The 23,863-nt window shown below is 39.8% G+C and carries 26 protein-coding genes and 2 pseudogenes; 14 read left to right on the top strand and 14 right to left on the bottom strand.

The genetic code is table 11. From position 1 onward, the window contains the following. Nucleotides 1-180 precede the first annotated feature (180 nt). Nucleotides 181-951, bottom strand: a complete 771-nt coding sequence (gene tpiA / locus HMPREF0027_RS02955; RefSeq protein WP_005622118.1) for a triose-phosphate isomerase — start codon at nt 949-951, stop codon at nt 181-183. Between the two features lie 258 nt (nt 952-1,209). Between tpiA and truD the strand changes: the two genes are divergently transcribed. From truD to HMPREF0027_RS02915, 8 genes are all read left to right on the top strand, one after another. After that, nucleotides 1,210-2,223 carry a tRNA pseudouridine(13) synthase TruD gene (gene truD / locus HMPREF0027_RS02950; protein ID WP_044024236.1) on the top strand — a complete coding sequence of 338 codons (1,014 nt, stop codon included), beginning with the start codon at nt 1,210-1,212 and terminating at the stop codon, nt 2,221-2,223. Continuing rightward, the gene (surE, locus tag HMPREF0027_RS02945; protein WP_005622115.1) at nt 2,223-2,987 is read left to right on the top strand and encodes a 5'/3'-nucleotidase SurE; all 765 of its coding nucleotides are present in this window, start codon (nt 2,223-2,225) and stop codon (nt 2,985-2,987) included. The genes truD and surE overlap by 1 nt, the downstream gene beginning before the upstream one ends. Continuing rightward, a complete protein-coding gene (locus HMPREF0027_RS02940; protein ID WP_005622114.1) occupies nt 2,988-3,572 on the top strand; it encodes a YqaA family protein in 585 nt (194 codons plus the stop codon). 9 nt (nt 3,573-3,581) lie between these two features. Further along, on the top strand, nt 3,582-4,121 hold the full coding sequence (locus tag HMPREF0027_RS02935; protein ID WP_005622113.1) for a LysM peptidoglycan-binding domain-containing protein: 540 nt from the start codon (nt 3,582-3,584) through the stop codon (nt 4,119-4,121). Nucleotides 4,122-4,201: 80 nt separating this feature from the next. Next, nucleotides 4,202-4,399 carry a putative periplasmic lipoprotein gene (locus HMPREF0027_RS02930; RefSeq protein WP_005622112.1) on the top strand — a complete coding sequence of 66 codons (198 nt, stop codon included), beginning with the start codon at nt 4,202-4,204 and terminating at the stop codon, nt 4,397-4,399. A 30-nt stretch (nt 4,400-4,429) separates the two neighbouring features. Continuing rightward, complete coding sequence (locus tag HMPREF0027_RS02925; RefSeq protein WP_005622111.1) at nt 4,430-5,668, top strand: peptidoglycan DD-metalloendopeptidase family protein; 1,239 nt, start codon at nt 4,430-4,432, stop codon at nt 5,666-5,668. 68 nt (nt 5,669-5,736) lie between these two features. Further along, nucleotides 5,737-6,096 (top strand): hypothetical protein, encoded by a 360-nt coding sequence (locus tag HMPREF0027_RS02920; RefSeq protein WP_005622110.1) that lies wholly within the window; start codon nt 5,737-5,739, stop codon nt 6,094-6,096. 52 nt (nt 6,097-6,148) lie between these two features. Next, the gene (locus tag HMPREF0027_RS02915; protein WP_005622109.1) at nt 6,149-6,709 is read left to right on the top strand and encodes a DNA-3-methyladenine glycosylase I; all 561 of its coding nucleotides are present in this window, start codon (nt 6,149-6,151) and stop codon (nt 6,707-6,709) included. Nucleotides 6,710-6,750: 41 nt separating this feature from the next. Here the strand turns inward: HMPREF0027_RS02915 and hemH are convergent, their stop codons facing one another. Then, nucleotides 6,751-7,710, bottom strand: coding sequence for a ferrochelatase (gene hemH, locus HMPREF0027_RS02910; RefSeq protein ID WP_005622108.1), 960 nt, complete (start codon nt 7,708-7,710; stop codon nt 6,751-6,753). 273 nt (nt 7,711-7,983) lie between these two features. Between hemH and rpmH the strand changes: the two genes are divergently transcribed. Genes rpmH through yidD form a run of 3 tightly spaced genes read left to right on the top strand, consistent with a single transcriptional unit; the run spans nt 7,984 to nt 8,778 of the window. Then, nucleotides 7,984-8,118, top strand: a complete 135-nt coding sequence (rpmH, locus tag HMPREF0027_RS02905) for a 50S ribosomal protein L34 (RefSeq protein WP_005622106.1) — start codon at nt 7,984-7,986, stop codon at nt 8,116-8,118. A gap of 31 nt (nt 8,119-8,149) precedes the next feature. After that, on the top strand, nt 8,150-8,515 hold the full coding sequence (gene rnpA, locus HMPREF0027_RS02900; protein ID WP_081456950.1) for a ribonuclease P protein component: 366 nt from the start codon (nt 8,150-8,152) through the stop codon (nt 8,513-8,515). Beyond that, nucleotides 8,473-8,778, top strand: coding sequence for a membrane protein insertion efficiency factor YidD (yidD, locus tag HMPREF0027_RS02895; RefSeq protein ID WP_005622103.1), 306 nt, complete (start codon nt 8,473-8,475; stop codon nt 8,776-8,778). The genes rnpA and yidD overlap by 43 nt, the downstream gene beginning before the upstream one ends. A 56-nt stretch (nt 8,779-8,834) precedes the next feature. Here yidD and glnA read toward each other — a convergent pair whose 3' ends face one another. The 6 genes from glnA to HMPREF0027_RS02865 all read right to left on the bottom strand — a co-directional run bounded on the left by glnA (nt 8,835) and on the right by HMPREF0027_RS02865 (nt 13,956). Then, complete coding sequence (gene glnA / locus HMPREF0027_RS02890; RefSeq protein ID WP_005622102.1) at nt 8,835-10,250, bottom strand: type I glutamate--ammonia ligase; 1,416 nt, start codon at nt 10,248-10,250, stop codon at nt 8,835-8,837. A 397-nt stretch (nt 10,251-10,647) separates the two neighbouring features. Further along, the gene (gene cpdA, locus HMPREF0027_RS02885) at nt 10,648-11,475 is read right to left on the bottom strand and encodes a 3',5'-cyclic-AMP phosphodiesterase (RefSeq protein WP_005622101.1); all 828 of its coding nucleotides are present in this window, start codon (nt 11,473-11,475) and stop codon (nt 10,648-10,650) included. Nucleotides 11,476-11,616: 141 nt separating this feature from the next. Next, complete coding sequence (nudF, locus tag HMPREF0027_RS02880) at nt 11,617-12,300, bottom strand: ADP-ribose diphosphatase (protein WP_005622100.1); 684 nt, start codon at nt 12,298-12,300, stop codon at nt 11,617-11,619. 9 nt (nt 12,301-12,309) lie between these two features. Then, on the bottom strand, nt 12,310-12,729 hold the full coding sequence (gene psiE / locus HMPREF0027_RS02875) for a phosphate-starvation-inducible protein PsiE (RefSeq protein WP_005622099.1): 420 nt from the start codon (nt 12,727-12,729) through the stop codon (nt 12,310-12,312). After that, entirely contained in the window at nt 12,722-13,450 is a 729-nt protein-coding gene (locus HMPREF0027_RS02870) for a 4'-phosphopantetheinyl transferase family protein (protein ID WP_005622097.1), read from the bottom strand. The genes psiE and HMPREF0027_RS02870 overlap by 8 nt, the downstream gene beginning before the upstream one ends. Before the next feature lie 59 nt (nt 13,451-13,509). Beyond that, entirely contained in the window at nt 13,510-13,956 is a 447-nt protein-coding gene (locus tag HMPREF0027_RS02865) for an EamA family transporter (protein ID WP_005622096.1), read from the bottom strand. A gap of 170 nt (nt 13,957-14,126) precedes the next feature. Between HMPREF0027_RS02865 and nhaA the strand changes: the two genes are divergently transcribed. Together nhaA and HMPREF0027_RS02855 are read left to right on the top strand one after the other, a co-directional pair. Further along, nucleotides 14,127-15,320 (top strand): Na+/H+ antiporter NhaA, encoded by a 1,194-nt coding sequence (gene nhaA / locus HMPREF0027_RS02860; protein ID WP_005622095.1) that lies wholly within the window; start codon nt 14,127-14,129, stop codon nt 15,318-15,320. Between the two features lie 149 nt (nt 15,321-15,469). Continuing rightward, on the top strand, nt 15,470-15,979 hold the full coding sequence (locus HMPREF0027_RS02855) for a ricin-type beta-trefoil lectin domain protein (protein WP_244261830.1): 510 nt from the start codon (nt 15,470-15,472) through the stop codon (nt 15,977-15,979). Nucleotides 15,980-16,014: 35 nt separating this feature from the next. Here HMPREF0027_RS02855 and dtd read toward each other — a convergent pair whose 3' ends face one another. The 3 genes from dtd to proA form a co-directional block, all read right to left on the bottom strand. Continuing rightward, nucleotides 16,015-16,449 (bottom strand): D-aminoacyl-tRNA deacylase, encoded by a 435-nt coding sequence (gene dtd / locus HMPREF0027_RS02850; RefSeq protein ID WP_005622092.1) that lies wholly within the window; start codon nt 16,447-16,449, stop codon nt 16,015-16,017. After that, nucleotides 16,446-17,276 (bottom strand): virulence factor BrkB family protein, encoded by an 831-nt coding sequence (locus tag HMPREF0027_RS02845; RefSeq protein WP_005622091.1) that lies wholly within the window; start codon nt 17,274-17,276, stop codon nt 16,446-16,448. The genes dtd and HMPREF0027_RS02845 overlap by 4 nt, the downstream gene beginning before the upstream one ends. A gap of 82 nt (nt 17,277-17,358) precedes the next feature. Further along, nucleotides 17,359-18,597, bottom strand: a complete 1,239-nt coding sequence (gene proA / locus HMPREF0027_RS02840; RefSeq protein ID WP_005622090.1) for a glutamate-5-semialdehyde dehydrogenase — start codon at nt 18,595-18,597, stop codon at nt 17,359-17,361. A 198-nt stretch (nt 18,598-18,795) separates the two neighbouring features. Here proA and HMPREF0027_RS02835 point away from each other — a divergent pair. Next, nucleotides 18,796-21,085 (top strand): annotated as a pseudogene (locus tag HMPREF0027_RS02835) (TonB-dependent hemoglobin/transferrin/lactoferrin family receptor). Nucleotides 21,086-21,329: 244 nt separating this feature from the next. Here HMPREF0027_RS02835 and HMPREF0027_RS02830 read toward each other — a convergent pair. From HMPREF0027_RS02830 to HMPREF0027_RS13200, 3 genes and pseudogenes are all read right to left on the bottom strand, one after another. After that, nucleotides 21,330-22,265, bottom strand: coding sequence for a transferrin-binding protein-like solute binding protein (locus tag HMPREF0027_RS02830; RefSeq protein ID WP_005622086.1), 936 nt, complete (start codon nt 22,263-22,265; stop codon nt 21,330-21,332). Between the two features lie 18 nt (nt 22,266-22,283). Beyond that, a complete protein-coding gene (locus HMPREF0027_RS02825) occupies nt 22,284-23,306 on the bottom strand; it encodes a transferrin-binding protein-like solute binding protein (RefSeq protein WP_005622084.1) in 1,023 nt (340 codons plus the stop codon). Further along, nucleotides 23,290-23,863: pseudogene (locus HMPREF0027_RS13200) on the bottom strand (hypothetical protein); the annotation flags it as partial. The gene HMPREF0027_RS02825 and the pseudogene HMPREF0027_RS13200, both read right to left, overlap by 17 nt.

Raw genomic sequence — 23,863 nt, 5'->3', positions numbered from 1 at the left:
CCCCTTAAATAATATACTCTAAATTTACATACATATTTCTTTCCATTAATAAAATAGGTGCAGACAAGAGGTTTGTGCCTATTTTTTTATTTACGGTATATCGTATGAATAACAATAAAAAAACGGTTGGATTTGCAAAATTTTTTACAAATCCAACCGCTTGTTAAAGCATTAAATTAATTATGCTTTTGCTTTTTCTGCAGCTTTTACGATAACCGCAAATGCAGGTGCTTTTAATGACGCACCACCCACTAATGCACCGTCGATATCCGGTTGTGTGAATAATTCCGCTGCATTCGCATCGTTTACAGAACCACCGTATTGGATGATTACTTGGTCTGCTACTGCTTGTGATTTAGCTGCAATGTGACCACGAATGAATGCGTGAACCGCTTGTGCTTGAGCTGGAGTTGCAGATTTACCTGTACCGATAGCCCAAATAGGTTCGTATGCGATTACTGCACCGTTGAACGCTTCAACGCCTAACGCATCAATTACCGCATCAATTTGTTTTGCACATACCGCTTCTGTTTGACCCACTTCGTTTTCCGCTTCGGTTTCACCGATACATAATACTGGCACTAAACCCGCTACTTTTAACGCACCGAATTTTTTCGCAATAAACTCATCACTTTCTTTGTGGTAAATACGGCGTTCAGAGTGACCGATAATGATATATTTTGCACCGAAGTCTTTTAACATTTCGGTTGAAATGTCGCCCGTAAATGCACCTTGTATATTTACATCTACGTTTTGTGCGCCTAATGCAATTACTGATTGACTCGCTAATGCCGCTTCTGCTTCCGCTAAGTACATTACCGGTGGAGCAATCGCAACATCACAGCCTTTAACATCCGCTAATTCCGCTTTTAAGCCGGCAATTAACTCTTTCGTAAATGCTTTACTACCGTTTAGTTTCCAGTTACCCATTACAAATGGACGACGTGCCATTTTATTTCTCCTATTGAGTTTGAATATAAAAAATATAAGCGGTGTGAACTATAACAAATTTTGCAAAAGAATTTGATTCTTTTCTGAAAGAATTACGATTTATATCAAGTATCAAACAGAACATTTTCTTTTTTATCGGCTAAAACCCTAATATGTAGGTTTAAAAGTTAGCTATAACTGATAGAATAACGCTATTTGAAAGAAACGGCTGAAAGGTATCTTCGGATGCCTTTTTTATGCTTTATAAAAGGGCGTGTAATGCAATTAAATTATCTCTTAGGGCAGCCGCAACAAGCGAGCAAATTAAAGGCGGAATTTGCAGATTTTATCGTGCGAGAAGAACTTGGTTATCCGCTGAGCGGTGAAGGTGAATTTGTTACGGTAAAAATCCGTAAAACCAATGCAAATACACTATTTGTCGGCGAACAGTTAGCGAAATTTGTCGGTATTTCCGCAAAAAATATGAGTTATGCGGGGCTGAAAGATCGCCATGCGGTTACCGAACAATGGTTTTGTTTACATTTAGCCGGTAAAGAAACGCCCAATTTTGCACAATTTGAATGCGAGGGCGTAAAGATTTTAGAGGTTACTCGTCATAACCGTAAGATTCGAGTTGGGAGTTTAGACGGTAATCATTTTGAGGTATTATTACGTGATGTAAGCGAATCGGATGAACTTAAGCAACGTTTAGGTCAATTACAAGCGGTCGGATTTCCAAATTATTTTACCGAACAACGCTTTGGGCGTGACGGTCATAACTTAACCCAAGCACTTCGTTGGGCAAACGGCGAAATTAACGTTAAAGATCGCAAAAAGCGTAGCTTCTATCTATCGGCAGCACGTAGCGAAGTGTTTAATTTGGTGGTTTCGCAACGTATTGCAGAGCGTTTAACCCAAACCGTTTTAGCTGGTGATTATGTGCAATTGGCTGGTTCGAACAGCTTCTTTGTGGTCGAAAAAAATGAAATTGCTGAAACTCAGCAGCGACTTGATTCGGGTGATGTGTTATTAACTGCGCCGTTAATTGGTGAAAAATCATTAGATTCGAATGCGAATGAAATGGAAACGGCAATCGTTGCTCGTCATACAGCATTAGTCGAATTAATGAAAAAAGAACGAATGGCAAATGCACGCCGCGCAATGTTCTGTAAACCGCAAAACTTTTCATGGGAATTTGAGTCTGAAGGTTTACGCCTTAAATTCTTTTTAGATTCAGGTAGTTATGCGACCGCACTAGTACGTGAATTAATTCAATTAACGGAACAAGAATAATGAATATTTTGATCAGCAATGACGACGGTTATCATGCGCAAGGGATTCAAACACTCGCAAAAACATTACGTGATGCAGGACATTCTGTGACGGTCATTGCACCGGATCGCAATCGCAGTGCGGCATCAAGTTGCCTTACATTGATGGAGCCTATTCGTGTACATCAAATTGATGAATTTAACTATTCTGTGATTGCGGGTACACCGGCAGATTGTGTACACTTAGCGCTTAACGGTTTTTTACCAACAGCATTTGATTTAGTGATTTCAGGCATTAATCACGGTGCCAATTTAGGTGATGATGTTGTCTATTCCGGCACGGTTGCCGCTGCTTTGGAAGGGCGACATTTACCGCTACCAAGTTTAGCGATTTCACTTGTCGGTAAAAAGTCACAGGGACATCTATTCGGTAATAATCATTTTGAAACGGCGGCGCAAGTCGTATTGGATTTATTACCGAAAGTACAAAAAGGTATTTTACCTGCACGTCAGATTCTAAATATTAATGTGCCGGATGTGCCTTATGAACAAGTAAAAGGTGTAATGGTGACTCGTTTAGGGCATCGTTCGCCGGCTGCGGAAATTGTCAAACGAGAAGATCCTCGAGGTTCAACAATTTATTGGCTAGGTGCGAATGGCGTACCAGTGGATGCCAGCGAAGGGACGGATTTCTACGCATTAGAACACGATTATGTGTCAATTACGCCGATTCAGGCGGATATGACAGCTCACTATTCAATCCAAGCGTTAGAGGATATTTTCTAAATGAAATTGTTGGGTACAATTTATGATAAAACAATGGAGTGGTCTAAACACCGTTTTGCAGCTTTTTGGTTAAGCTTTGTGAGTTTTATTGAGGCGATTTTCTTCCCGATTCCGCCGGATGTGATGTTGATTCCAATGTCGATGAGCAAACCGAAAAATGCAACTAAATATGCGATTTATACGACAATTGCTTCGGTTTTAGGTGGTATAATCGGTTACTTTATCGGTTTATATGCATTTGATTGGGTGCAGGGCATTATTGCTGATTGGGGAATGCAGGCAAACTTCAACAAAGCGAAATCTTGGTTTGAAACTTGGGGCGTGGCGGTTGTTTTTTTAGCCGGTTTCTCGCCAATTCCGTATAAAGTATTTACAATCTGTGCAGGTGTAATGCAAATGGCATTTTTCCCGTTTGTGGTTACTGCCGCCATTTCTCGCTTTGCTCGTTTTATTTTAGTTGCCAAACTTTCGGCATGGGGTGGCGAGAAATATGCTGAAAAAATCCGCCGTTCTATCGAATTAATTGGCTGGGGGACGATTGCATTAGCGGTTGTCGCTTATCTGGCTTATGAGTTATTTAAGTAAGGATATTATATGAAAAAGTCACTTTTACTTTTGCCATTAATGGTATCGTTAGCATTAACCGCTTGTAATTCTTCATCTGAATCGGAAGCAAGCGTAGCTGAAGCAGGTTCATTAACTACTTCTGCGATTCCAACTTGGCAATCATCTGAAACTATTCAGGCAACGGATATGCCGGCTTCAATGAGCTCAGCTCCGACTCACACAATCGGACAGACCTCAACAACTTACAATACGACACCGACAACTTATAACACTGCTCCACAAGCGGTTCCACAATCACAACCGGTTGCCGTTCAGCCTCAACCTGCTTCTGTGGCGCAATCTGAGACTATCGGTAATTGTCAGGTAGTTCGCGATAGCATGGGGACACCGGTATATGCGCAAATGATTAAAGGCTGTTATACCGACAGCAGCTATACGGTAGGTAAAAGCGATACGATGTATCTTATTTCCTACCTAACCGGTCAAACACCGGCGCAAATTGCTGCATTAAATAACATCAGTACTACGACAAAGTTACAAGTCGGTCAAGTACTGCGCGTAAGATAATATGCCAACATAATCATTTATTTAACGGCAGTCGTGTTGACGACTGTCGTTTTGTCCGTTTATAGATTTAGGAAAGCGAAATGAAAAAAGTATTGTTTTTAATCCCATTCGTGCTTGGTTTGGCTGCTTGTAGTGCAAATCAATCTGTTTCAAAGGGTGAGTCGGAATTAGCACCGGGTGTTATGCAACCTGTTTCAGGTTCTGGTGCAGAGGAAGGCAGTTATAGCTGGACTTCAGAAGTAGAATCAGCGCCAATGCCGGCGTCGATGACTAAGTAACCCTATTTATAAAAAAGGACACGTGACAAAATGAAGAAATCATTTCTCCTATTGCCTGTAGCCACACTTATTTTAACCGCATGTAGTTCAAATGATCCGGCTCCGGTTGTAAGTGCAAAAGACAGCACGGAATTAAGCCCTGGTGTAATGCAACCGGTATCCGGTACAGCACCGACAACTTATGGTTGGCAGTCTGATATTCAGCCGACATCAATGCCTGCAACAATGGGAAATACACCGGCAAGCGTGCCGACTGTTTCTCAGCCTGTGGTAACCAATCCGGTTATCACAGAGCAACCGGCTCAACCTCAAACAACAACGAAAGTTGTGAAAAAAACAAAAACGGTAGAGAAAAAGGTAAACCAAAATTTCGAAATCCCTCGTGATGCGAATAATGCGCCGGTATATAGTCAAATTCAGAAAGGCTTTTATGACGGCTCAACTTATACGGTACGTAAAGGCGATACCATGTTTTTGATTGCTTATATTATCGGTAAAGACGTAAAAGAAATTGCCGCATTAAATAATATGAGTGAACCATATCAATTAACCGTAGGGCAAAAACTAAAAACAGGTAAATCGGCAACAGAGACGATAACGGTAGAAGAAAAAGTGACCGTGCCGGTAGAGCCGAAAGTGACTTATCAGCAAGGTGCAAATGGAACTACTTATTCTTCTGACGGTAATATTACCGGTCCGGTAAAAGCAAGTACTGGTGCAGCTGCTCCGGCCGTGACATCATCGGCAAATAATGGTATTCAAGCTTCAGTAGGTACGGCTGCAACTGCAACATCCGGTGGTGTAGTGGCAACCGCAGCAACCGCTCCGGTTGTGCGTGCGACAACAGCAACTTCACCGAATTACTCTACATCAAATACGGTAGCTGCACCGGCTTCAAACTTTAAATGGCAATGGCCGACAGCCGGTCGTGTTGTATCCGGTTTCTCTTCTGCTGAAGGCGGTAACAAAGGTATTGATATTGCCGGTAGCAAAGGTCAAGACGTGAAAGCGGCTGCAGCAGGTAAAGTTGTGTATGCAGGTAACGCTTTAGAAGGCTATGGTAACTTAATTATCATTAAACACAGCGATGACTTCTTAAGTGCTTATGCACATAACGATAGTATCAAAGTTGATGAGCAAGATACCGTAAATGCCGGTGAAACCATTGCTAAAATGGGTAGCACCGGTACCAACAGTAACAAACTTCACTTTGAAATTCGTTACAAAGGTAAGTCTGTTGACCCGACACGTTATTTACCGAAAAGATAGTAATTTTTAGTTAAAATCCGACCGCTTGTCATTGCGAACAAGCGGTCTTTTTTCATCAATTTTTTACCATGCGAACATTATTATTCATCAGCATATTCATTGGCTTTCTCAGTGCGTGTGAAGTGAACAAGGAAAGTGTCGGTACGACACAAGATAAGTACGGTTGCTTATCATCAGCCGGTTTTAGCTATTCATTTTTGCAAAAAGAATGTGTAGAACCTTTTAAGCTAGTAAACATTCGTTTAGCTGATCCAGCAAATCGTGATGTGGCGATTTATGTTGTCTTATCCGAAGATAAATCTCAAGCGGAATTATTTTCGGTAAACTTACCGCAAGGCACAATTTTAGATGCGGTCAAAGGTGGATATTTATCAAAGGACAATCAAATCCGATTAATCCGTGCCGAAGGTTGGAAAATTTATTTATAAATTAGCCCGCTTGTTATTTGATAAGCGGTTGTTTTTGTAAGGAAAATAGCAAATGGTTACACGTTGTGGCTGGGTTGGCGAAAGTGAAATTTATATCGATTATCACGATCAAGAATGGGGCAAGCCTGAATTTGATAGCCGCAAATTATTTGAAAAAATTTGTCTAGAAGGGCAACAAGTAGGGCTTTCTTGGATTACGGTTTTGAAAAAGCGTGAGGCTTACCGTCAGGCATTTTTCCAGTTTGATCCGGAACGTATTGCACAAATGACGGAAGAAGATCTCGAGCAACTTATGCAAGATGCCGGTTTGATTCGCCACCAAGCTAAACTGGAAGCGATTGTTAAAAATGCGAAGGCTTATCTTGCTATGCAAGCAAATGGAGAAGATTTCAGCCGGTTTATTTGGGCATTTGTAGGTGGTAAACCGCAAATTAATGATGTACCGGATTTATCAGTCGTACCGGCAAAAACAGCCGTTTCGGCAGCGATGTCAAAGGCATTGAAAAAGAAAGGTTTTGTATTTGTCGGGGAAACTACCTGTTACGCTTTTATGCAATCGATGGGATTAGTTGATGATCATCTGAATGATTGTTGTTATAAGAGTAAAAGCTAACAAAAAGGGGGATATAGCCACGGCTATATCTCCCTTATATATTAGAGCTTCGCTTCAATTAATTTAGCTAATGCCGTGATGTGATCGGCATTGGCATTGAGCGCCGGAATGTAGCGATAAGATTGTCCACCGGCGTTGAGGAAGTTTTCTTTGTTTTCCTCAGCAATTTCTTCTAATGTTTCCAAACAATCCGCTGAAAAGCCAGCGCAAATCACGGCGATTTTCTTCACGCCTTGGCTTGGTAATTTTTCTAAGGTTTCATCAGTATAAGGTTGTAACCATTCTTCATCGCCAAAACGAGATTGATAAGTTACCAACCATTGTTCGTCAGAAAGCGATAATTTATTTGCGACTAATTGTGCGGTTTGCTGGCAATGTTCCGGATAAAAATCACCTTCAGTTTGATAGCGCTTAGGAATACCGTGGAACGAAAACAATAATTTTTCATCTTCAGCTAACTGAATCGTATTCGCCAGTGCCTGAATATAAAGTGGATCGTTATGATAGCTATGAATAAACTCAAACGGCACAATTTTTCGTTGTTGAGTTAAGCCACGTGTGAAAGCATCCAACACTGAGGCGGTTGTAGTACTGCTGTATTGCGGATAAAGCGGCAACACAATGATTTTACTCACACCTGCTTTAATCAGGCGGTCGGTTGCGCTTTCAATACTCGGATTACCATAGCTCATCCCAAGCTCCATCAAGACATTTTGGTTTTGTTGATTAAAGTAATCTTGTAGTGCTTGTTGTTGTTGGCGTGAAATAGCTAGTAGCGGAGAGCCTTGCTCTGTCCAGATCTCACGATAAAGCTTTGCAACCTTAGGAGATCTTTTAGGCAAGATGATCCCGTTTAAGATCAATTGCCATTTGAATTTAGGTAAGTCGATCACACGAGGATCACTTAAAAATTGTTTAAGATAGCGTTTTACCGCCGGAGCTGTCGGCTCATCAGGAGTGCCGAGATTCGCCAGTAGTACGCCGATTTTGTTTGAGGTCATAAGAAAGCTCTTTGAATATGGATCAAAATAGCTGAATTTTGCGTTAATTCGGATATGAAAACAAATAGAATTTTTGCGTTAATTACAGAGATAGGTGATAATCTATATCAAGCGGTCTTTTTTCGGAAAAACTTTGCAAATAATCGAAGGGTATTTTGCTTTCGTCCTTGATTTTTGTTTAATTTATCGGTAAAATCTCAACTCTTTTTTATGGTCCTCGTTTGGCAAAGATTTAATTCCAGCCAACATATTTAAATATTTAGGTAGATAGCAATGAAACGTACATTTCAACCTTCTGTATTAAAACGTGCTCGTACTCACGGTTTCCGTGCTCGTATGGCTACTAAAAACGGTCGTCAAATTTTAGCACGTCGTCGTGCTAAAGGTCGTAAATCTTTATCTGCATAATTTGCAGTTGAAGCAAAGCCTTATCACATCAGTGAAAAAGCTAACCTTTTCTCGGGAGCTACGCTTGTTAGCTCCCACTCAATTTAAAGCTGTGTTCGAACAACCGTTTCGAGCTAGCACTCCCGAACTTACTATTCTCGCTCGTCATAATCATCTTGATATTCCTCGTCTTGGTTTAACTGTTGCTAAAAAACATTTAAAACGTGCTCACGATCGTAATCGCATTAAGCGTATTGTGCGTGAAAGCTTTCGTTTAAAGCAGCATGAATTACCAAGTGCAGATTTTGTGTTTGTGGCAAAAGGCGGTATCGGTAAGCTCGATAATGCCACTCTTTTTGCGATGTTGGAGAAGCTATGGGTTCGTCACATCCGCCTGGCGAAAAAGCCGCAGGCGTAAAAGTAACGCCTTCAATTGGGGCTCGTTTATTATTGCTACCAATCTATTTTTATCGTTATTGCATTAGCCCATTAATTGGACCTCGTTGTCGTTTTTATCCGACTTGTTCGACTTATGCGGTCGAAGCAATAAAGCGGCATGGCGCAGTAAAAGGCGGCTGGCTAGCGACTAAACGTATCGCACGTTGTCACCCTTGGAATGAGGGGGGAGAAGACCCAGTGCCAGGTTGTTGTAGTAAACAATATTCGCACGAAGATCATTAGTTCAAATAGCAATAAAAAAGGCGACCGCTTGGTCGCCTTTTTCGATCTTTTTGCAATTATGCATAGTACATTTCAAATTCTACCGGGTGTGGCGTCATATTTAAACGCTCCACTTCTTTACGGCGAATATTGATATATGCATCCACGAATTCTTTCGAGAATACGCCGCCTTGAGTTAAGAACTCATAGTCCGCTGCAAGTGAATCTAACGCTTCTTCTAATGAGCTTGCCACTGCTGGAATTTCTTTAAGTTCTTCCGGTGGTAAGTCATAAAGGTTTTTATCCATTGCATCGCCTGGGTGAATTTTATTAATTACACCGTCTAAACCTGCCATTAACAATGCTGCAAAGCAGAGGTATGGGTTTGCTAATGGATCCGGGAAACGAGCTTCAACACGCGTTGCTTTCGGGCTGGTTACCGCTGGGATACGGATTGATGCCGAACGGTTACTCGCTGAATAAGCTAATAATACTGGTGCTTCAAAGCCCGGTACTAAACGTTTGTATGAGTTTGTACTTGGGTTGGTAAACGCATTTAATGCTTTAGCGTGTTTAATGATACCACCGATATAATAAAGCGCAGTTTCAGATAAACCGGCATATTTGTCGCCCATAAATACGTTTTTGCCGTCTTTGCTTAATGACATATTACAGTGCATACCTGAGCCGTTATCACCAGCAAACGGTTTTGGCATAAAGCAAGCTGTTTTACCGTGTTCTAACGCAACATTTTGCACGACATATTTATAGATCTGTGTTTCGTCCGCTTTTAAAGTAAGGTTGTTAAATTTCGTCGCAATTTCATTTTGACCTGCTGTTGCCACCTCATGGTGATGCGCTTCAACCACTAAGCCCATTTCTTCTAAAATTAAGCACATCTCCGAACGAATATCATGTGTCGAGTCGATTGGCACAACGGCACAGTAACCGCCTTTTTTGAGTGGACGATAGCCTGTATTGCCGTCTTCATATTTACGATTTGTGTTCCAAGCCGCTTCAATATCATCAATTTTGTACGACACGTTGTTCATACCAACGTTATAACGTACATCATCAAATAAGAAGAATTCCGGTTCCGGGCCAAACATTACGCTGTCAGCAATACCGGTTGATTTTAAGTAATTTTCCGCACGAATAGCGATTGAACGCGGGTCGCGGTCATAAGATTGCATTGTGTTTGGGTCGTAGATGCTACAGCGGATAGTAAGAGTAGGGATTCGAGCGAAAGGGTCAACAACAGCGGTTTCAGCGATTGGCATTAAAAGCATATCGGCTTTATTGATTGCTTTCCAACCTTCAACAGACGAACCGTCGAACATTTTACCTTCTTCGAATAAGTCTTCTAAATCGTCACCGATTAAGCTTACTGGGAGTGAGACACCGTGTTCTTTACCTTTGATATCGGTAAATTTTAACATTACGAATTTGATATCGTTATCTTTGATTAAATCAAATACTCTTTTTACAGACATTGTGGAAGTTCCTTCAAGCGGGTTGATTTTCACAGGAATTTGCGAAAGCAAAAAGATACAAGAATTTGAGAAAATTTGAAATAGATAAACAGCATTATTTGCAAAAATTTTCGAATCGAAAGAAAAATTCTTTCGAATATGGCCATTATCGGAACTTAATCGTTTGCGCAAGGTCAAAATATAACCATATAAACAAATATTAGATGGTTTTAGTTACGAAATGGATTCATGGTCGGCTCTCCACGAAAAAAGAATCATTTGCATGAACTATTCGGCGGTTGATACGTCTATCTATATGTACGGACTTGATTCGGACAGTTAAAAATTTTATTCATTATGTATCAAAATGGGCTGGGTTTTATACCTAGCCATTTTTATTTCTGCACGGGTGTTTTAATTAATAACCTTTTGACTGAAAGTCCGGTAAAAAAGCATTCGAATTTAACCGCTTCACTTCAGTCTCTATTCTGCCGTCTGCAAATAAACTGAGTTCTCGCCAGCCTTGCGGTAAGAGATCAAGGGTAAACTCATCGCAATTCGGTTTAAATTGAATACAAGTCGAAGGGGTTGCTAACACTCGATAACCTTTCCACTCTGCATCGACTTCTTGGTGAATATGTCCGTGTAAAATTGCTTTAACATTCGGATAACGGCTTAATACTTCTGCCAAAGCGTTACTATTTTTTAAACAATGCTGATCAAGCCATGCGGAATTAGTCGGCAAAATATTATGGTGTAGTACAACTAAGGTATAACGTTCAGGATATTCAGTTAATTTGCTATTTAACCAAGCAAGTTGTCCAAAAGATAAATTGCCGCTAGGCGCGTTTGCAACTTGGCTGTTTAGTAAGAGTATTTGCCAATGCGAGCCGGCTAAAATTTGTTTTTCTGCTTGGATATGCGGATGCTTAGCTAAATAGAGGCTCATTTGTGGTTGTCTATCATGATTTCCCTCCAACCAAAAAACTGGTTTAGCAAGCTGCTTAACCATTTCAGCAAAACGATGGTAGGCTTCAGGATTGTGATCTTGAATAAGATCACCGGTGGCAAGCACTAAATCATAGTTAAACAAAGTTTGTCGGATTTGATCAAGTACCGCCTGAAAACTGTCGGTCGTGTTTACGCCAAGTAATTTTTCATGTTCAGCGGAAAATAGGTGAGGATCAGTGATTTGAAGTAATCGCACAACAGGTTCCTTTTTACCTAGCGAATAAAAGCCGTTCATTATTTTTCTCCTTATTAAGCGACTACTTTTGTGCTCTCATGGCTCAATACTTTAACTATGTTATTTTAGTTTATCAGCTACTGATAATTAAAAATGAGCGTTATGCCTCATTTTTCACAGAAATTTACGTTTTTTGAGCATTTATCCAACAAATTCGCCCTCCAAAAGAGGGCGAAAACTTTTAGTCAATAGAATAAATCGTTTCTTATGATATTTTTGATAGTTAAGTTGTAGCCATTGCAAGCCGACAACGGCAATCACATTGTCAATTTTCCCTTCGCAAACCCACTGATAGGCTTGTTCACGGCTGACAATGTGTACCAAAATATCCTCGCCCTCTTCTTCCAAACCATGTATGGCTCCCGATTGAACGGTTGAGCTATCGACTAAACCGAGAAATAGATGCAAACGTTCTAATTGACCGCTGGGGCTGTCCCAAATGCTGAGTGCGTGTTTCACTTTTTCTACGTATAAACCGGCTTCTTCTTGCGCTTCTCGGATAGCTACTTCCGCCGGATCTTCATTTCCTTTGTCCACCATACCGGCAACTAATTCTAGCAACCAAGGTGATTTATCCGAACGAGGATCATAAGCACCGATACGTACCTGTTCTACTAACACTACGCTGTCTCGCATCGGATCATAGGCAATCAGTGCAGACGCCGCCCCTTTAATTAATAATTCACGCACAATTTCACCGCTCATTTCACCGGAAAATAATTTATGGCGAAAATGCATTTTTTTCAGTTCAAAATGCCCTTTATAGACGGTTTCTTCTTTGAGCATATGCAAATCATGTTGTGAGAATTGAAGAATCTCAGCCATATAAATTCCTTAGCTCTTACGTAAGCGGTCTGTATGAACAATAAATAATGCAATAATCATCACTAAAATGGATAAAGCGAATAGCAGTGTATGCATTGCATTGGAATGGTCGACAATAATTAAGCGCACCATGGCGGTAATCCCGATATACAGGAAGTAACGCAGTGGGAAGTGATAATTATATTTAAAATATTGCACGATAAGCGATAAAAATTCGAAATAGAGGAAGAAAATCACAATTTTTTCGACAATTTGGAATTTTTCGCTGTGGTTTGCCAATAATTCGAACAAAAAATAGGCTTCGGAAAAGAGTGAGTAAGAGAGTAATAACCCCGCTACTAATAACGAAATATTCAGTGTCCACTGAAAAAATTCGGAAATAACTTTCCCAAAGCGAGAGTGTTTTTCTGCTAATGTGAGTTTAGGCATTTAGGTTCCTTGGATTAACTTGATAAACAAGCGGTTGAAAATCGGAAATTTTTTGCAATTTCCCTGCTTTCCATTCACTGAGAACAGCAAGCGAGTTCGCTAAATCTTGATAAAAATAGCATAAGTAAAACGGCAGCTGATGATAAAAATGTAATGTACCCATCGGGCAGTATGCCGAACGAACAATGCGTTGTTGTGGAAAATGTTGTACTTCGGACAACTTCACAATCCCTACACCTTGCGATTTCAATACCGCTTCATGTAAACACCAGCTCAAATAAAACCGATCGGCTAATTCGGTAAACGGCGTATGATTTTGCTCAAGTAAACCCACAATTTCTTCCGTATTCGCATAATGACGTAACAGATCGGCATAGCGTCTGATTTTTTGCGGGTGTTCAATATCAATCCCCACTTGTAATTTACTTTTATGATAGCAAAAGATCACTGCCACCCATTCGCCGGAATGGCTGATATTAAAATCGATGTTCTCATGTTGTACAAAAGGTCTGCCGCTTTGCGTACGTTGCATATCATCCAATAAATTTAGTGGCAATTGATATTTTTCAAACAGTTGAGTCAATAAAAAATGGGCGGCTCTGCGACTTTTCCAACATTTTAATTGGCGTTCGGAAAGCCCTGTCGGCGGTAAAAAAGGAAGTGGTATTTGCTCATCATGATGAGCAAATACCACCTCGATAATCGGAAATGCGTTTGCCATAAATAGTGTGTTACAAGCGGTTAAATTTAATTGAAATTTTGCAAAAAATTAACGGTATTCTACCGCTTTATTGCAAGGGTTAAAACACCCACTGCGACAAGCGCAATGCCGATCCAATCTTGACTGCTCGGTCTTTCGCCTAAAAAGATCACGGCAAATACGGTAACCAAAACAATACTAAATTTATCAATCGGGGCAACTTGCGAGGCATTTCCCATTTGTAACGCTTTGAAATAGGCAAGCCATGAAACACCGGTGGCTAAACCGGATAAGATTAAAAATGTCCAGTTTTTACCGGTTAGAGAACCGAACGGCTGCCATTTACCGCTATAAGTCAGAAAGGCGGCGAGAGCGTTCAGAATGACCACTGTTCTGATAATGACCACTGTTCTGATAAAGGTGGCGAAATCCGAATCAATACCCTGTAAGCCGACTTTAGCAAAAATTGCAGTAAGTGAAGCGAATAATGCGGAGGCGAGCGCCCAATAAAGCCATTCATTTGACATAGTGATACCTCTTTTGATTCAAAAATAAGCAAATAGATGAAATTTATCCCTTATTTTAACAAAATTACAGCGAATTCTACTTTTGTGTTAGGCTAAAAAAATGTTAATGTCAGAAAAGAGGTAAAACGAAGTTTAAACATAATAACCTCATTTAACGATAGGAGATTTTTATGATCAAACAGATTCAGAAATTTCTGAAACTAGAAGCAGCAAGTGGGATTTTATTGTTGGTTTCCGCCTTACTCGCAATGATTTTTGCGAATACGGATTTAAAGCAACTTTATTTTAGTTTTTTACAAACCGAGGTAGCAATTAAGTTTGGTGCCTTCAGCATTGATAAGCCGTTACTCATGTGGGTGAATGACGGCTTTATGGCGGTCTTTTTTATTTTAGTCGGCTTGGAAGTAAAACGAGAATTGTTTGAAGGCTCGTTATCCAGTTATCAAAAGGCCGCTTTTCCAGCGTTTGCCGCTATCGGCGGAATGGTAATTCCGGCGTTAGTTTATTGGATGATTAACCGAAATTTCCCTGCTTACCAAGATGGTTGGGCAATTCCGATGGCAACCGATATTGCATTTGCGTTAGGTATTGTTGCTTTACTCAGTAAACAAGTGCCGCCGGCACTCAAGGTATTTTTACTTGCCTTAGCGATTATTGATGACCTTGGCGCAATTGTAGTGATTGCCTTGTTCTTCTCACATGAGATGAGTATTCAAGCACTAATTATTGCCAGCATTGCGATTTTGATTCTAATCGGTATGAATCGCTATAAAGTAGTCGGGCTAATGAACTATGCAATTATTGGTACGATTTTATGGGCATCGGTATTGAAATCCGGCGTACACGCAACCTTAGCCGGTGTGATTATCGGTTTCTGTATTCCGTTACGTGGTAAAAATGGTGAAACACCTCTGTATCACCTTGAACATACCCTTGCGCCATGGTGTTCATTTGCAATTCTACCGCTATTTGCATTCTCAAATGCCGGAGTGTCGTTAAGCGGTATGAGTTTAGAGCAAATCACTTCGCCATTACCGTTAGGTGTCGCACTTGGCTTAATTATCGGTAAACCGCTTGGTGTATTTTTATTTAGCTATTTAGCGGTTTTATTACGCATCGCGAAGTTACCGAGAGGGATTAACTTTAAACAAATTTTTGCGATTGCGGTGCTGTGCGGTATAGGCTTTACCATGTCGATGTTTATTGCAGGGCTTGCTTTCGGCGAAGAACATGCGGACGAGAGCATATTAGCGCTTGCTCGTTTAGGTATTTTAATGGGAACTTTCGTTTCGGCGGTTATCGGCTATTTCCTATTAAAATTAACAACAAAGCCGAAAGCAAAGGCAGCGCAAATAGCCTCGTAAGCAGTTAAATTTTCTCAATTTTTTACCAATGAAATGCCTCATCCTTTGTTTGGTTGGGACATTTTACTTTTGGTGATTTGGGAACTTTTAGCGAAAATATGCTTCTTATTAAGCTCAAAAAAAGTCATAAAAACGATAAAGGAGATGTTATGCAAAAAGTTGTGTTACTTACAATGTTAGCGCTGTCAGCGTGTGTTTATGTTGTTCCAGCGGCAGAGGTAGGAGGCGGTTATCCGACTAATACACCGAATGTGATTATTGTGCCGAGTCAGCAGCCGAATAACCAACAGGGGTATCCGCATTTACCGCATAGCGGATTAATTAAAACGGCATCGGGCAAATGTTTAGACCAAAGCGGCTCAGATTATCGCGGAATCATTGCTTATCACTGCCACGGTAAAGCGAACCAGCGTTTTGAATTCATGAATTCACAAATTAAAGTGAATGGGCAATGTTTGGATGTTGGCGGCGAATACCAATACAACGGTGCAAAAGTGATTACTTATCGTTGTCATGGCGGAGAGAATCAGCGGTGGTTTAGAGACGGTCAACAAATCCGTAGTAGTATGAGCGGTAAATGTTTAGATATTGGTAAACGAGGCAATAAACTGGCGATTTATCAATGTGATGGCAGCCGAGGACAACAATTTTTCTATTAAGTAAAAAAGGTGCAATGAATTGCACCTTTTGCATTTTAAACTTGTAGCCAGAAAGTGACCGGCCCATCATTTTGCAAACTGACTTGCATATCTGCTGCGAATTGTCCGGTTTGAGTATGGATTTTCTGAGCGGCTTGCTGATGAAAATATTCGTATAACGCATCCGCCTCCTGAGGGGCAGCGCCACGCGAAAAACTTGGACGCAAGCCTTTATTAGTATCGGCTGCTAAGGTAAATTGCGATACTACTAATAAACTTCCGCCGGCTTGTTGCACGTTTAAGTTTATTTTGCCTTGCTCATCGGAAAATACGCGATAGTTAAGCACCTTTTCCAGTAATTTATCCGCTTTGGCTTGGTTGTCACCTTGTTCTACACCGAGTAATACCAATAAACCGTGCGCAATTTCACCGACCGTTTGATCTTCAACTTCTACTTTTGCCCATTTTACACGTTGGATTAAGCCAATCATTTTAGTTCTAATTCTCCATTTTTTATCATTTCTAAATCTTTTAATACTGAAGCAAATTGCCCGCCAAGTAACACAACTTGCCAGCTTAAGTGAATCCAAACAATCATAATCGGTAATACGGCAAGTGCGCCATAAATCGCTTGATAAGACGGAAATGTCGTGACGTACCAAATAAACGCTTGTTTACCCAAAGTAAAAAATATTGCAGCAAATAATGCACCGATTGCGGCGTGTTTACCTTTTACTTCGGTATTCGGTACAATTTTATATACGAAAGTGAATAATAACCAAATCAAGCAAAACGGCACATATTTGAGTAAATGGTGACTAAAGGACAACATTCCGTTTTCACTAAATACGGCAAAAGACATCACATAAGTGCTAATTGCAATACTCATTCCGGCAAAAATCGGCGCAAAAATCAGAATTAAAGTGTAGAGCAAAAAAGAGATAAAAATCGACCGCTTGCGTGTATTATGCCAGATGTCATTTAGGCTTTGGTCAATACTGGAAATCAACATCACTGCGACGACAAATAAGCCGACAATGCTGATTAATCCCATTTTTTCCGAATTGCTGACGAACAACTTAATATATTCTTCGACCAAATGTCCTGCATTCGGGGCGAAGTTATCATAGATAAAATCTTTAAGTAATTCGGTGGCTTCATGAAAGATTGGAAAAAAAGTAAAGACCGAAAACACCACCATGATTAATGGCACTATCGCTAACATTGTGCTGTAAGTCAGATAGCCTGCCGAAATAGCAATTTTATTTTGTTGCCAGCGTTTAAAGAATATTTTGCAAAATAGAGGAAGAGTATTCATGGTAAAAATTTAACTAAATCTAGCCGCTTACGAATGCTTAAGTACAGCATTCGTAAGCAAGAAAAGGTTTGCAAAGGGCGATTTATTTTCTGACCAAATAATCACCTTCACAGACCCATTTATAGGTGGTGAGCGCCTCTAAGCCCATTGGACCTCGTGCGTGGAGTTTTTGGGTACTTACTGCCACTTCTGCCCCTAAACCGAATTCCCCGCCGTCAGTAAAACGGGTGCTAGCATTGATATAGACTGCCGCCGCATCGACTTGGGCGACAAATTGACGCGCCAGTTGATAATCAGAAGTTAGAATCGCTTCCGAATGCTGCGAGCCGTATTCACGAATATGTTCCACCGCTTTGGCTAAGTTATCGACTACCACTACATTTAAATCTAACGAAAGCCATTCTTGACGCATTCTTGCTTGATCAAGCGGTTCAATTCCTTCCGTTTTTTGCAAATCATCGGTATGTAATGTCACGCCTAATGCTTTCATTCGATTTGCAAGTTTCGGTAAAAATTCGACCGCTATTTCCTTTTCAACTAATAGAGTTTCGAGCGTATTACACGTGCTTGGACGTTGCGTTTTGGCATTCGCAATCACATCTAACGCTTTTTGTTGATCGGCACTTTTTTCCACGAAAGTATGACAAACACCGATACCGCCGACAATGACCGGAATGGTCGAGTTTTCTTTACAGAACTGATACAAACCAGCACCGCCACGAGGGATTACCATATCAATATAACGATCGAGTTTTAATAATTCGAGTAATAAAGCACGATCCGGATCGGTGACCGCCTGAACCGCCAGTTTCGGTAAACCGGCGGTTTCTAACGCTTGTTGCACCACTTCTACTAACACTGCATTGGTAAATTTAGTTTCTTTGCCACCACGCAAAATCACTGCATTGCCGGTTTTTAAACAGAGAGAAGCAACATCAATCGTCACATTCGGGCGTGCTTCGTAAATTGTGAGAATCACCCCGAGCGGTACACGCTGGCGTTCAATTTTCAGTCCTGAATCTAACACACCGCCATCCATCACTTGCCCAACCGGATCGGCTAATTTCGCTACGTTACGCACATCGTTGGCAATGCCTTGCAAACGGCTTTCATTTAATAATAAACGGTCGATGATAGCGGTCGAAATTCCCTGATTTTTTGCAAATTCAATATCTTTGGCATTTGCCGCAAGAATTTCTGCTGAATGTTGTTCAAGCTGCTGTGCAATAGCAAATAGTGCTTGGCTTTTTTGAACGTTACCGAATTGAGCCAGTTCGACACAGGCGGTTTTGGCTTGTTGAGCGAGAGTGAGCATTGACATAGTGGTATCTCTAAATAGTTAAAATGAACCACAGTCTATCATAGCTGTTTATCCGGATTAAAGCGGAAATTTTCATCTATTAGTAAGGAAAATAATTCTCATTTATATAGATTACTACTGCAATTTATGTTTATAACTGTAATTATTTTTTTTAATGAAAATAAAAGTCAATTGCAAGAAAAATAAGAAGGGAATCCAATGAGGGTCTATCAAAAAATATCAATGGCAACATTACTTGCTGTTTTTGGCGTAGTGAATACAACACAGGCACAAGAAACAGTGGCAGAACTAGAGAAAATAACCGTAATGGCTGAACAAAAGCAGTCGAAAAAAATTGGTGAAATTAAGAAAAATCGCCGAGCTATTTAAGAGGAATTAATCGCTGACATTAAAGACCTTGTACGTTATACCACCGATGTGGGGATTGCCGATAGCGGTCGCCATTTAAAATGGCTTTGCAATGCGTGGAGTGGGAGGTAACCGTGTAGGAATTAGTATTGACGGAGTAAACTTACCAGATTCAGAAGAAAACTCACTCTACGCACGTTATGGTAACTTTAATACTTCACGTTTGACCATTGATCCCGAATTAGTAACAGGGATTGATATTGTACGAGGGGCGGATTCATTTACCACCGGTAGCGGTTCGCTTGGCGGCGAGGTTAACTATCGTACTTTAGATGCGGCGGATATTGTATTACCCGGTAATAAATTCGGCGTGTTATTAAAAAATAGTTACGCTAGTAAAAACAGCGAATGGGTACATACTGCCGGCGCTGCCTATAAAGATGAGAAGTTGGATGCGGTCTATTTATATTCCACTCGTTACGATCACGAGCAAAAAAGTTTAGGTAACGGCAGAGTTGCTTGGAACAACACCAGCGGCGCACCGGATCCGCCATTCCACCGTAATCACAGTAATTTAGTGAAATTGGGTCACCTATTTAACGAAAAACATCGTGTGAGCGCTTCTTATAGCAATCAACTTACGAAAGCTTTTACTGATGATCGTTCTTACAACTTTTTTGATTCATTATGGCGTGAGACGGATGATGAAGGTGAGCATCACAATGTTAATGTTGCTTATGAATATTTCCCGACAAGCGGTTATTTATCTTATTTAAAAATAGAATACGACTATCAGCAAACCAATGTACGTGCAATTAATTATAAAGGTTTTAGTGATCATAAACACATTAAACAATCTTTGGATGAAATTTATGATCGTAATATGAATAATGAATTTCATCGTATCGGTTTACGTTTAGATTCGATTCCACTTGAAACAAATTACGGTACGCATAACATTATGTTACGTACGGCGATATCTCAACGTGATTTTAAAAATGAGAATACCGATACTTATTTATTCTCGAACTCAAGCGCAAGATTGACCTATGCGATTCAACATCCGATTCGTACCCGATCTTTCTATCTTGCAGCCCAAGATAAAATTCAGTGGAATGAAAAATTCTTGGTTTCGGTAGGTTTACGTTATGATCAAGAACAACTTGCTCCTCAAAAACTAAATGCGAAATGTCATAACTGCGATACTCGTAGCAAAGCAACCACCTTTAAAAATTTAATCGGTTCATTAGGCTTGAGTGCACAAATTACACCGGTATGGAATCTAGGTTATTATGTTTCAACAGGATATCGCGTACCGTCTGCTTCGGAGATGTTCTTCTCATATAAACATCCTTCGGGTAACTGGCTTGCGAACCCGTACTTAAAAGCAGAACGCAGCGTAAATAACTCAATTAATATTCGAGGCAAAAATCGCCTTGGGCATTTAAATGTGAATCTGTATCACATTCGCTATAAAGATTTCTTGTTTGAACAAGAAACTAATGGTTTAACTCAGATGGAATGTGATGTGCATTGCCAATACTATGGCTATAACTCAATTAATCCGACCATTTTTAACCAAGCGATTAATGTGGATAAAGCTCGTATTTCCGGCTTGGAAGTGACGAGCAAGGTAAATTTAGACCAAGTTAGCGCATATATTCCGCAAGGCTTTAAATTCTTAGGCAGCGTGGGGTACTCGAAAAGTAAATTATACGGCACGGAAGCAAGCTTACTTTCCGTACAGCCGGTAAAAGTGATTTTAGGATTAAGCTATGAAGGCCCGAATGATATTTGGGGAATTCATTCTCGTTGGACTTATTTAGGCGCAAAGCATGCTAAAGATGCAACGATAGTCACTTATGACAAATCTCGTACCAAACGAGTAAGCCAACCGTTCCCATATTTAAACGGTTCAGCAACTTTATTTGATGTATAAGGCTTCTAGAAAGTGCATAAAAATGTAACCTTACGTGCAGGTTTATACAATATTTTCAATCGTAAATATCATACATGGGATGCATTACGTGGTATCAACCGCTTAGGTACAACCAACACGGTTGATAAAGAGTTACGTGGTTTAGAACGTTTTGTTGCTCTGGGACGTAACTATTCTGCTTCGGTAAAAATTCGCTTCTAATTTGATATAAGCATTTTAATAAACTACAGAAAACACGGATTACACAGAAGATTGATGTAATCCGTGTTTTTTTATAGGTAAAGGAAATTGTGTGAGAAGAAGTGTGATTGATCGCAATACAATTAAACAAACCTTAGAACATATAAAGCTTTCCAGCGTGTTCTGTGGTTATAAAAATTAAAAAAACGGTGTAATTTGCAAAAAACTTTACAAATCACACCGCTTGAGAGGATGTTCGTTATACTTAGAAATTTTCTAACGAAGTACTAATAGCACGTTTGTCGGAAGCACCGAATACGCCGTTGTTACCTGTTTTCGTATCATTAAACAGGCCGGCTACGTCACGAGCTAAAGAACCATAGAATGCGCCTTTAGTCTCGATTCCGTCTCTGGTTCCGCTAAAGGTATTTCCGCTAATCTCTCCCCCAAAAGTTGCTTTGGCAGTTGCTGCGCCAGCTTCTTTTAACTCAACTTTAAGCTTCTTATTGCTAAAATCAGCGATAACTTCAGAGTTAAGTTGAGCGTATTGGTTATCTTTACCATATAACGCAAAGCCAGTGTATTTATACGTACTCTCTTTTGGCATCGGATAGAACGTATCGCCAAGCACGTTAATGGTATTTTGCTCAGGCGTTAAGAAGCCTTGTACAAATAAGTGCGTTTGACCATTTAAAGTATATGCACCGTAACGCATTTCTTTAAAGCGGTTCGGATCTTGATAACTACCATAAGCACCATAACTATCCGCCATGCTACCTACATAGAGCTTACCGCCGTTCTCATTAGATTGTTTTAATTTACCGACAGCAACATCAGAAAGTTTATCTCCTGCTGTAAACAGAGTAATTTTTACTCCGTCTACCATAATCGAATCTAAATCTTCTAATGTTTCCGGCTTTTTAGCCGTTAAATCACCGTTTGGGGCGACAGTTAAAATTGTGCCGGAAATTTCTGTACTTGTTTTTTTCTCAAACGCAGAATTTACGGTGGTAAAGAGTTTACTGTTAGCATTTTGCGAGCTGCTATTGCTACTTGAATTGCTACCAGCCGCCGGTGCTGTTGCGACATTTGGCATTTTATCCGCTACTTTAGGTGGTTCAACCGAACCACCGCTTGAATAACAAGCGATTAATGCAAATGAACAAGCTACTGTAAGTAGTGTTAGGGGGAGTTTCTTCATATTAGTATCCAGTCATAGTTATTTCACATTGAATTGTTCTAGTGATTTTGCATCTGTACAAGGTCCTCTCCAACCACAAGTTTTAACAGTTGCACCAAATACTCCATTATTTCCTTGTTCAGTTCCTTCAGTGTTATAGAATAACCCACCAATATCGTTAGCTTTCGAACCATAAAATGCCCCTTGGCTAACAATGCCATTATAGTTTCCAGAGAATGTATTACCTTTAATATTACCACCAAATACTAATTTACTGTGTTTATCTTCTAGTAACTCGACTTTTACCTTATGATTCTCAAAATCAGCAAATGCTTTGGCTGTTAATTCTTTATAATCATTACCATTTCCGTAAAATGCTTTGCCATCATATTCATATACTTTTTCTGTTGGCATTTCTCTTAATTTTTGTGGAGATGATAATTTACCAGCAGATACATCTCTGTAAGAAAATGGTGACGCTAAATTAAGGTCATTATCATTTTTATCTGGGGTCATATAACCTTGAACAAATAAATGAGTTTTTCCATTATCAGTATAGTAACCATAGCGCATTTGTTCAAAATCATACTTTGAACCACCTTTAGGGATACTTCCTACTTTACCAACAGTTGTATTTCCATTTTTTAACTCAAAAATAGTATTAGAAACAAGTTGCTCATCATCATAAATTAAATCTGATTTTTTTCGGTGTTCTTTCATAGTATCTAGTGAAATTAATTCGATTTTTTGTCCATCCATTATTAAAATATTTAAATCTTGATTCTCAGTATCGGAAACATTCGAAATAGAAAAAGATTTATCTGTATTTGTTGTTATTGCACCACTTAATTTAATGGTATTTCCATTTACTCCATTATCTTTAAACGCTTCTTCTAAAATTTTCTTTGTATCTTCCGGTGTTAACACATTTCCGTTGGTGCTTTTTAAAGTTGGAGTTGTAGGTTCTTTTTTCTCTGTTGCTTTTTCTTCGGTATCTTTGGCTTTAGCTGGTGTTGATGGATTAATTAGATTACTTGGAACATTACTACCAAAACTTGGCACTGCCGCATTGCCGTTTTTTTTTCGCTAATTCAGCTTCTAATTCTTTTTGTTTCTGTTCTAAATCAGAGAGTTTTTTCGCTGTTGCTGATTCTTGCGCACGTTTCGCTGCTTCTTCAGCTTTTTTAGCTGTTTCTTCCGCTTTACTGTTTACTAAATTTTCATAACGTGTTGCCCCTTTATTGTCGGATGAGCAAGCTGTGATAGCGAGTGAACAAGCAACAGCAATTAAACTTAAGCGTAAGTTTTTATTCATTATTTGTATTCCTTTAGATTTGTATAAAACTAAAATTTGGGCATTAGAAGAAATGGAAGCCGACCATGTTACCGCTTGGAGTAAGAGTGGGCTAACCGGGATTGAAAATTGTGAAATGCTGTGCAAGACACATAATCGATCCAAGGGTAACAAATAGTAAAAGATGGCATGAAGCCATCTCTTTTTGCCAAAATCTTGTGCAAGTGCTACATAATGGCGGAGAATTTCATTATTTTCTGTGCCAATAATCTTTCCACTATCCGTTAAAGAAACTTGATTGGTATTTATTTTTTTGGGCTGTAGT

Source organism: Actinobacillus ureae ATCC 25976, assembly GCF_000188255.1.
Taxonomy (GTDB): domain Bacteria; phylum Pseudomonadota; class Gammaproteobacteria; order Enterobacterales; family Pasteurellaceae; genus Actinobacillus; species Actinobacillus ureae.
This window is presented reverse-complemented; position numbering and strand designations above follow the sequence as displayed.

What these genes read in the sequence shown, in the direction of transcription:
- cpdA (WP_005622101.1), bottom strand. Translation starts at nt 11,475, where the DNA reads ATGAACGGCTTTTATTCGCTAGGTAAAAAGGAACCTGTTGTGCGATTA.
- HMPREF0027_RS02845 (WP_005622091.1), bottom strand. Translation starts at nt 17,276, where the DNA reads ATGAATACTCTTCCTCTATTTTGCAAAATATTCTTTAAACGCTGGCAA.
- HMPREF0027_RS02935 (WP_005622113.1), top strand. Translation starts at nt 3,582, where the DNA reads ATGAAAAAGTCACTTTTACTTTTGCCATTAATGGTATCGTTAGCATTA.
- nhaA (WP_005622095.1), top strand. Translation starts at nt 14,127, where the DNA reads ATGATCAAACAGATTCAGAAATTTCTGAAACTAGAAGCAGCAAGTGGG.
- HMPREF0027_RS02930 (WP_005622112.1), top strand. Translation starts at nt 4,202, where the DNA reads ATGAAAAAAGTATTGTTTTTAATCCCATTCGTGCTTGGTTTGGCTGCT.
- HMPREF0027_RS02855 (WP_244261830.1), top strand. Translation starts at nt 15,470, where the DNA reads ATGCAAAAAGTTGTGTTACTTACAATGTTAGCGCTGTCAGCGTGTGTT.
- psiE (WP_005622099.1), bottom strand. Translation starts at nt 12,729, where the DNA reads ATGCCTAAACTCACATTAGCAGAAAAACACTCTCGCTTTGGGAAAGTT.
- surE (WP_005622115.1), top strand. Translation starts at nt 2,223, where the DNA reads ATGAATATTTTGATCAGCAATGACGACGGTTATCATGCGCAAGGGATT.
- HMPREF0027_RS02920 (WP_005622110.1), top strand. Translation starts at nt 5,737, where the DNA reads ATGCGAACATTATTATTCATCAGCATATTCATTGGCTTTCTCAGTGCG.
- truD (WP_044024236.1), top strand. Translation starts at nt 1,210, where the DNA reads ATGCAATTAAATTATCTCTTAGGGCAGCCGCAACAAGCGAGCAAATTA.
- glnA (WP_005622102.1), bottom strand. Translation starts at nt 10,250, where the DNA reads ATGTCTGTAAAAAGAGTATTTGATTTAATCAAAGATAACGATATCAAA.
- HMPREF0027_RS02915 (WP_005622109.1), top strand. Translation starts at nt 6,149, where the DNA reads ATGGTTACACGTTGTGGCTGGGTTGGCGAAAGTGAAATTTATATCGAT.
- HMPREF0027_RS02870 (WP_005622097.1), bottom strand. Translation starts at nt 13,450, where the DNA reads ATGGCAAACGCATTTCCGATTATCGAGGTGGTATTTGCTCATCATGAT.
- HMPREF0027_RS02925 (WP_005622111.1), top strand. Translation starts at nt 4,430, where the DNA reads ATGAAGAAATCATTTCTCCTATTGCCTGTAGCCACACTTATTTTAACC.
- dtd (WP_005622092.1), bottom strand. Translation starts at nt 16,449, where the DNA reads ATGATTGGCTTAATCCAACGTGTAAAATGGGCAAAAGTAGAAGTTGAA.
- HMPREF0027_RS02940 (WP_005622114.1), top strand. Translation starts at nt 2,988, where the DNA reads ATGAAATTGTTGGGTACAATTTATGATAAAACAATGGAGTGGTCTAAA.
- proA (WP_005622090.1), bottom strand. Translation starts at nt 18,597, where the DNA reads ATGTCAATGCTCACTCTCGCTCAACAAGCCAAAACCGCCTGTGTCGAA.
- HMPREF0027_RS02865 (WP_005622096.1), bottom strand. Translation starts at nt 13,956, where the DNA reads ATGTCAAATGAATGGCTTTATTGGGCGCTCGCCTCCGCATTATTCGCT.
- HMPREF0027_RS02830 (WP_005622086.1), bottom strand. Translation starts at nt 22,265, where the DNA reads ATGAAGAAACTCCCCCTAACACTACTTACAGTAGCTTGTTCATTTGCA.
- nudF (WP_005622100.1), bottom strand. Translation starts at nt 12,300, where the DNA reads ATGGCTGAGATTCTTCAATTCTCACAACATGATTTGCATATGCTCAAA.
- rpmH (WP_005622106.1), top strand. Translation starts at nt 7,984, where the DNA reads ATGAAACGTACATTTCAACCTTCTGTATTAAAACGTGCTCGTACTCAC.
- hemH (WP_005622108.1), bottom strand. Translation starts at nt 7,710, where the DNA reads ATGACCTCAAACAAAATCGGCGTACTACTGGCGAATCTCGGCACTCCT.
- tpiA (WP_005622118.1), bottom strand. Translation starts at nt 951, where the DNA reads ATGGCACGTCGTCCATTTGTAATGGGTAACTGGAAACTAAACGGTAGT.
- yidD (WP_005622103.1), top strand. Translation starts at nt 8,473, where the DNA reads ATGGGTTCGTCACATCCGCCTGGCGAAAAAGCCGCAGGCGTAAAAGTA.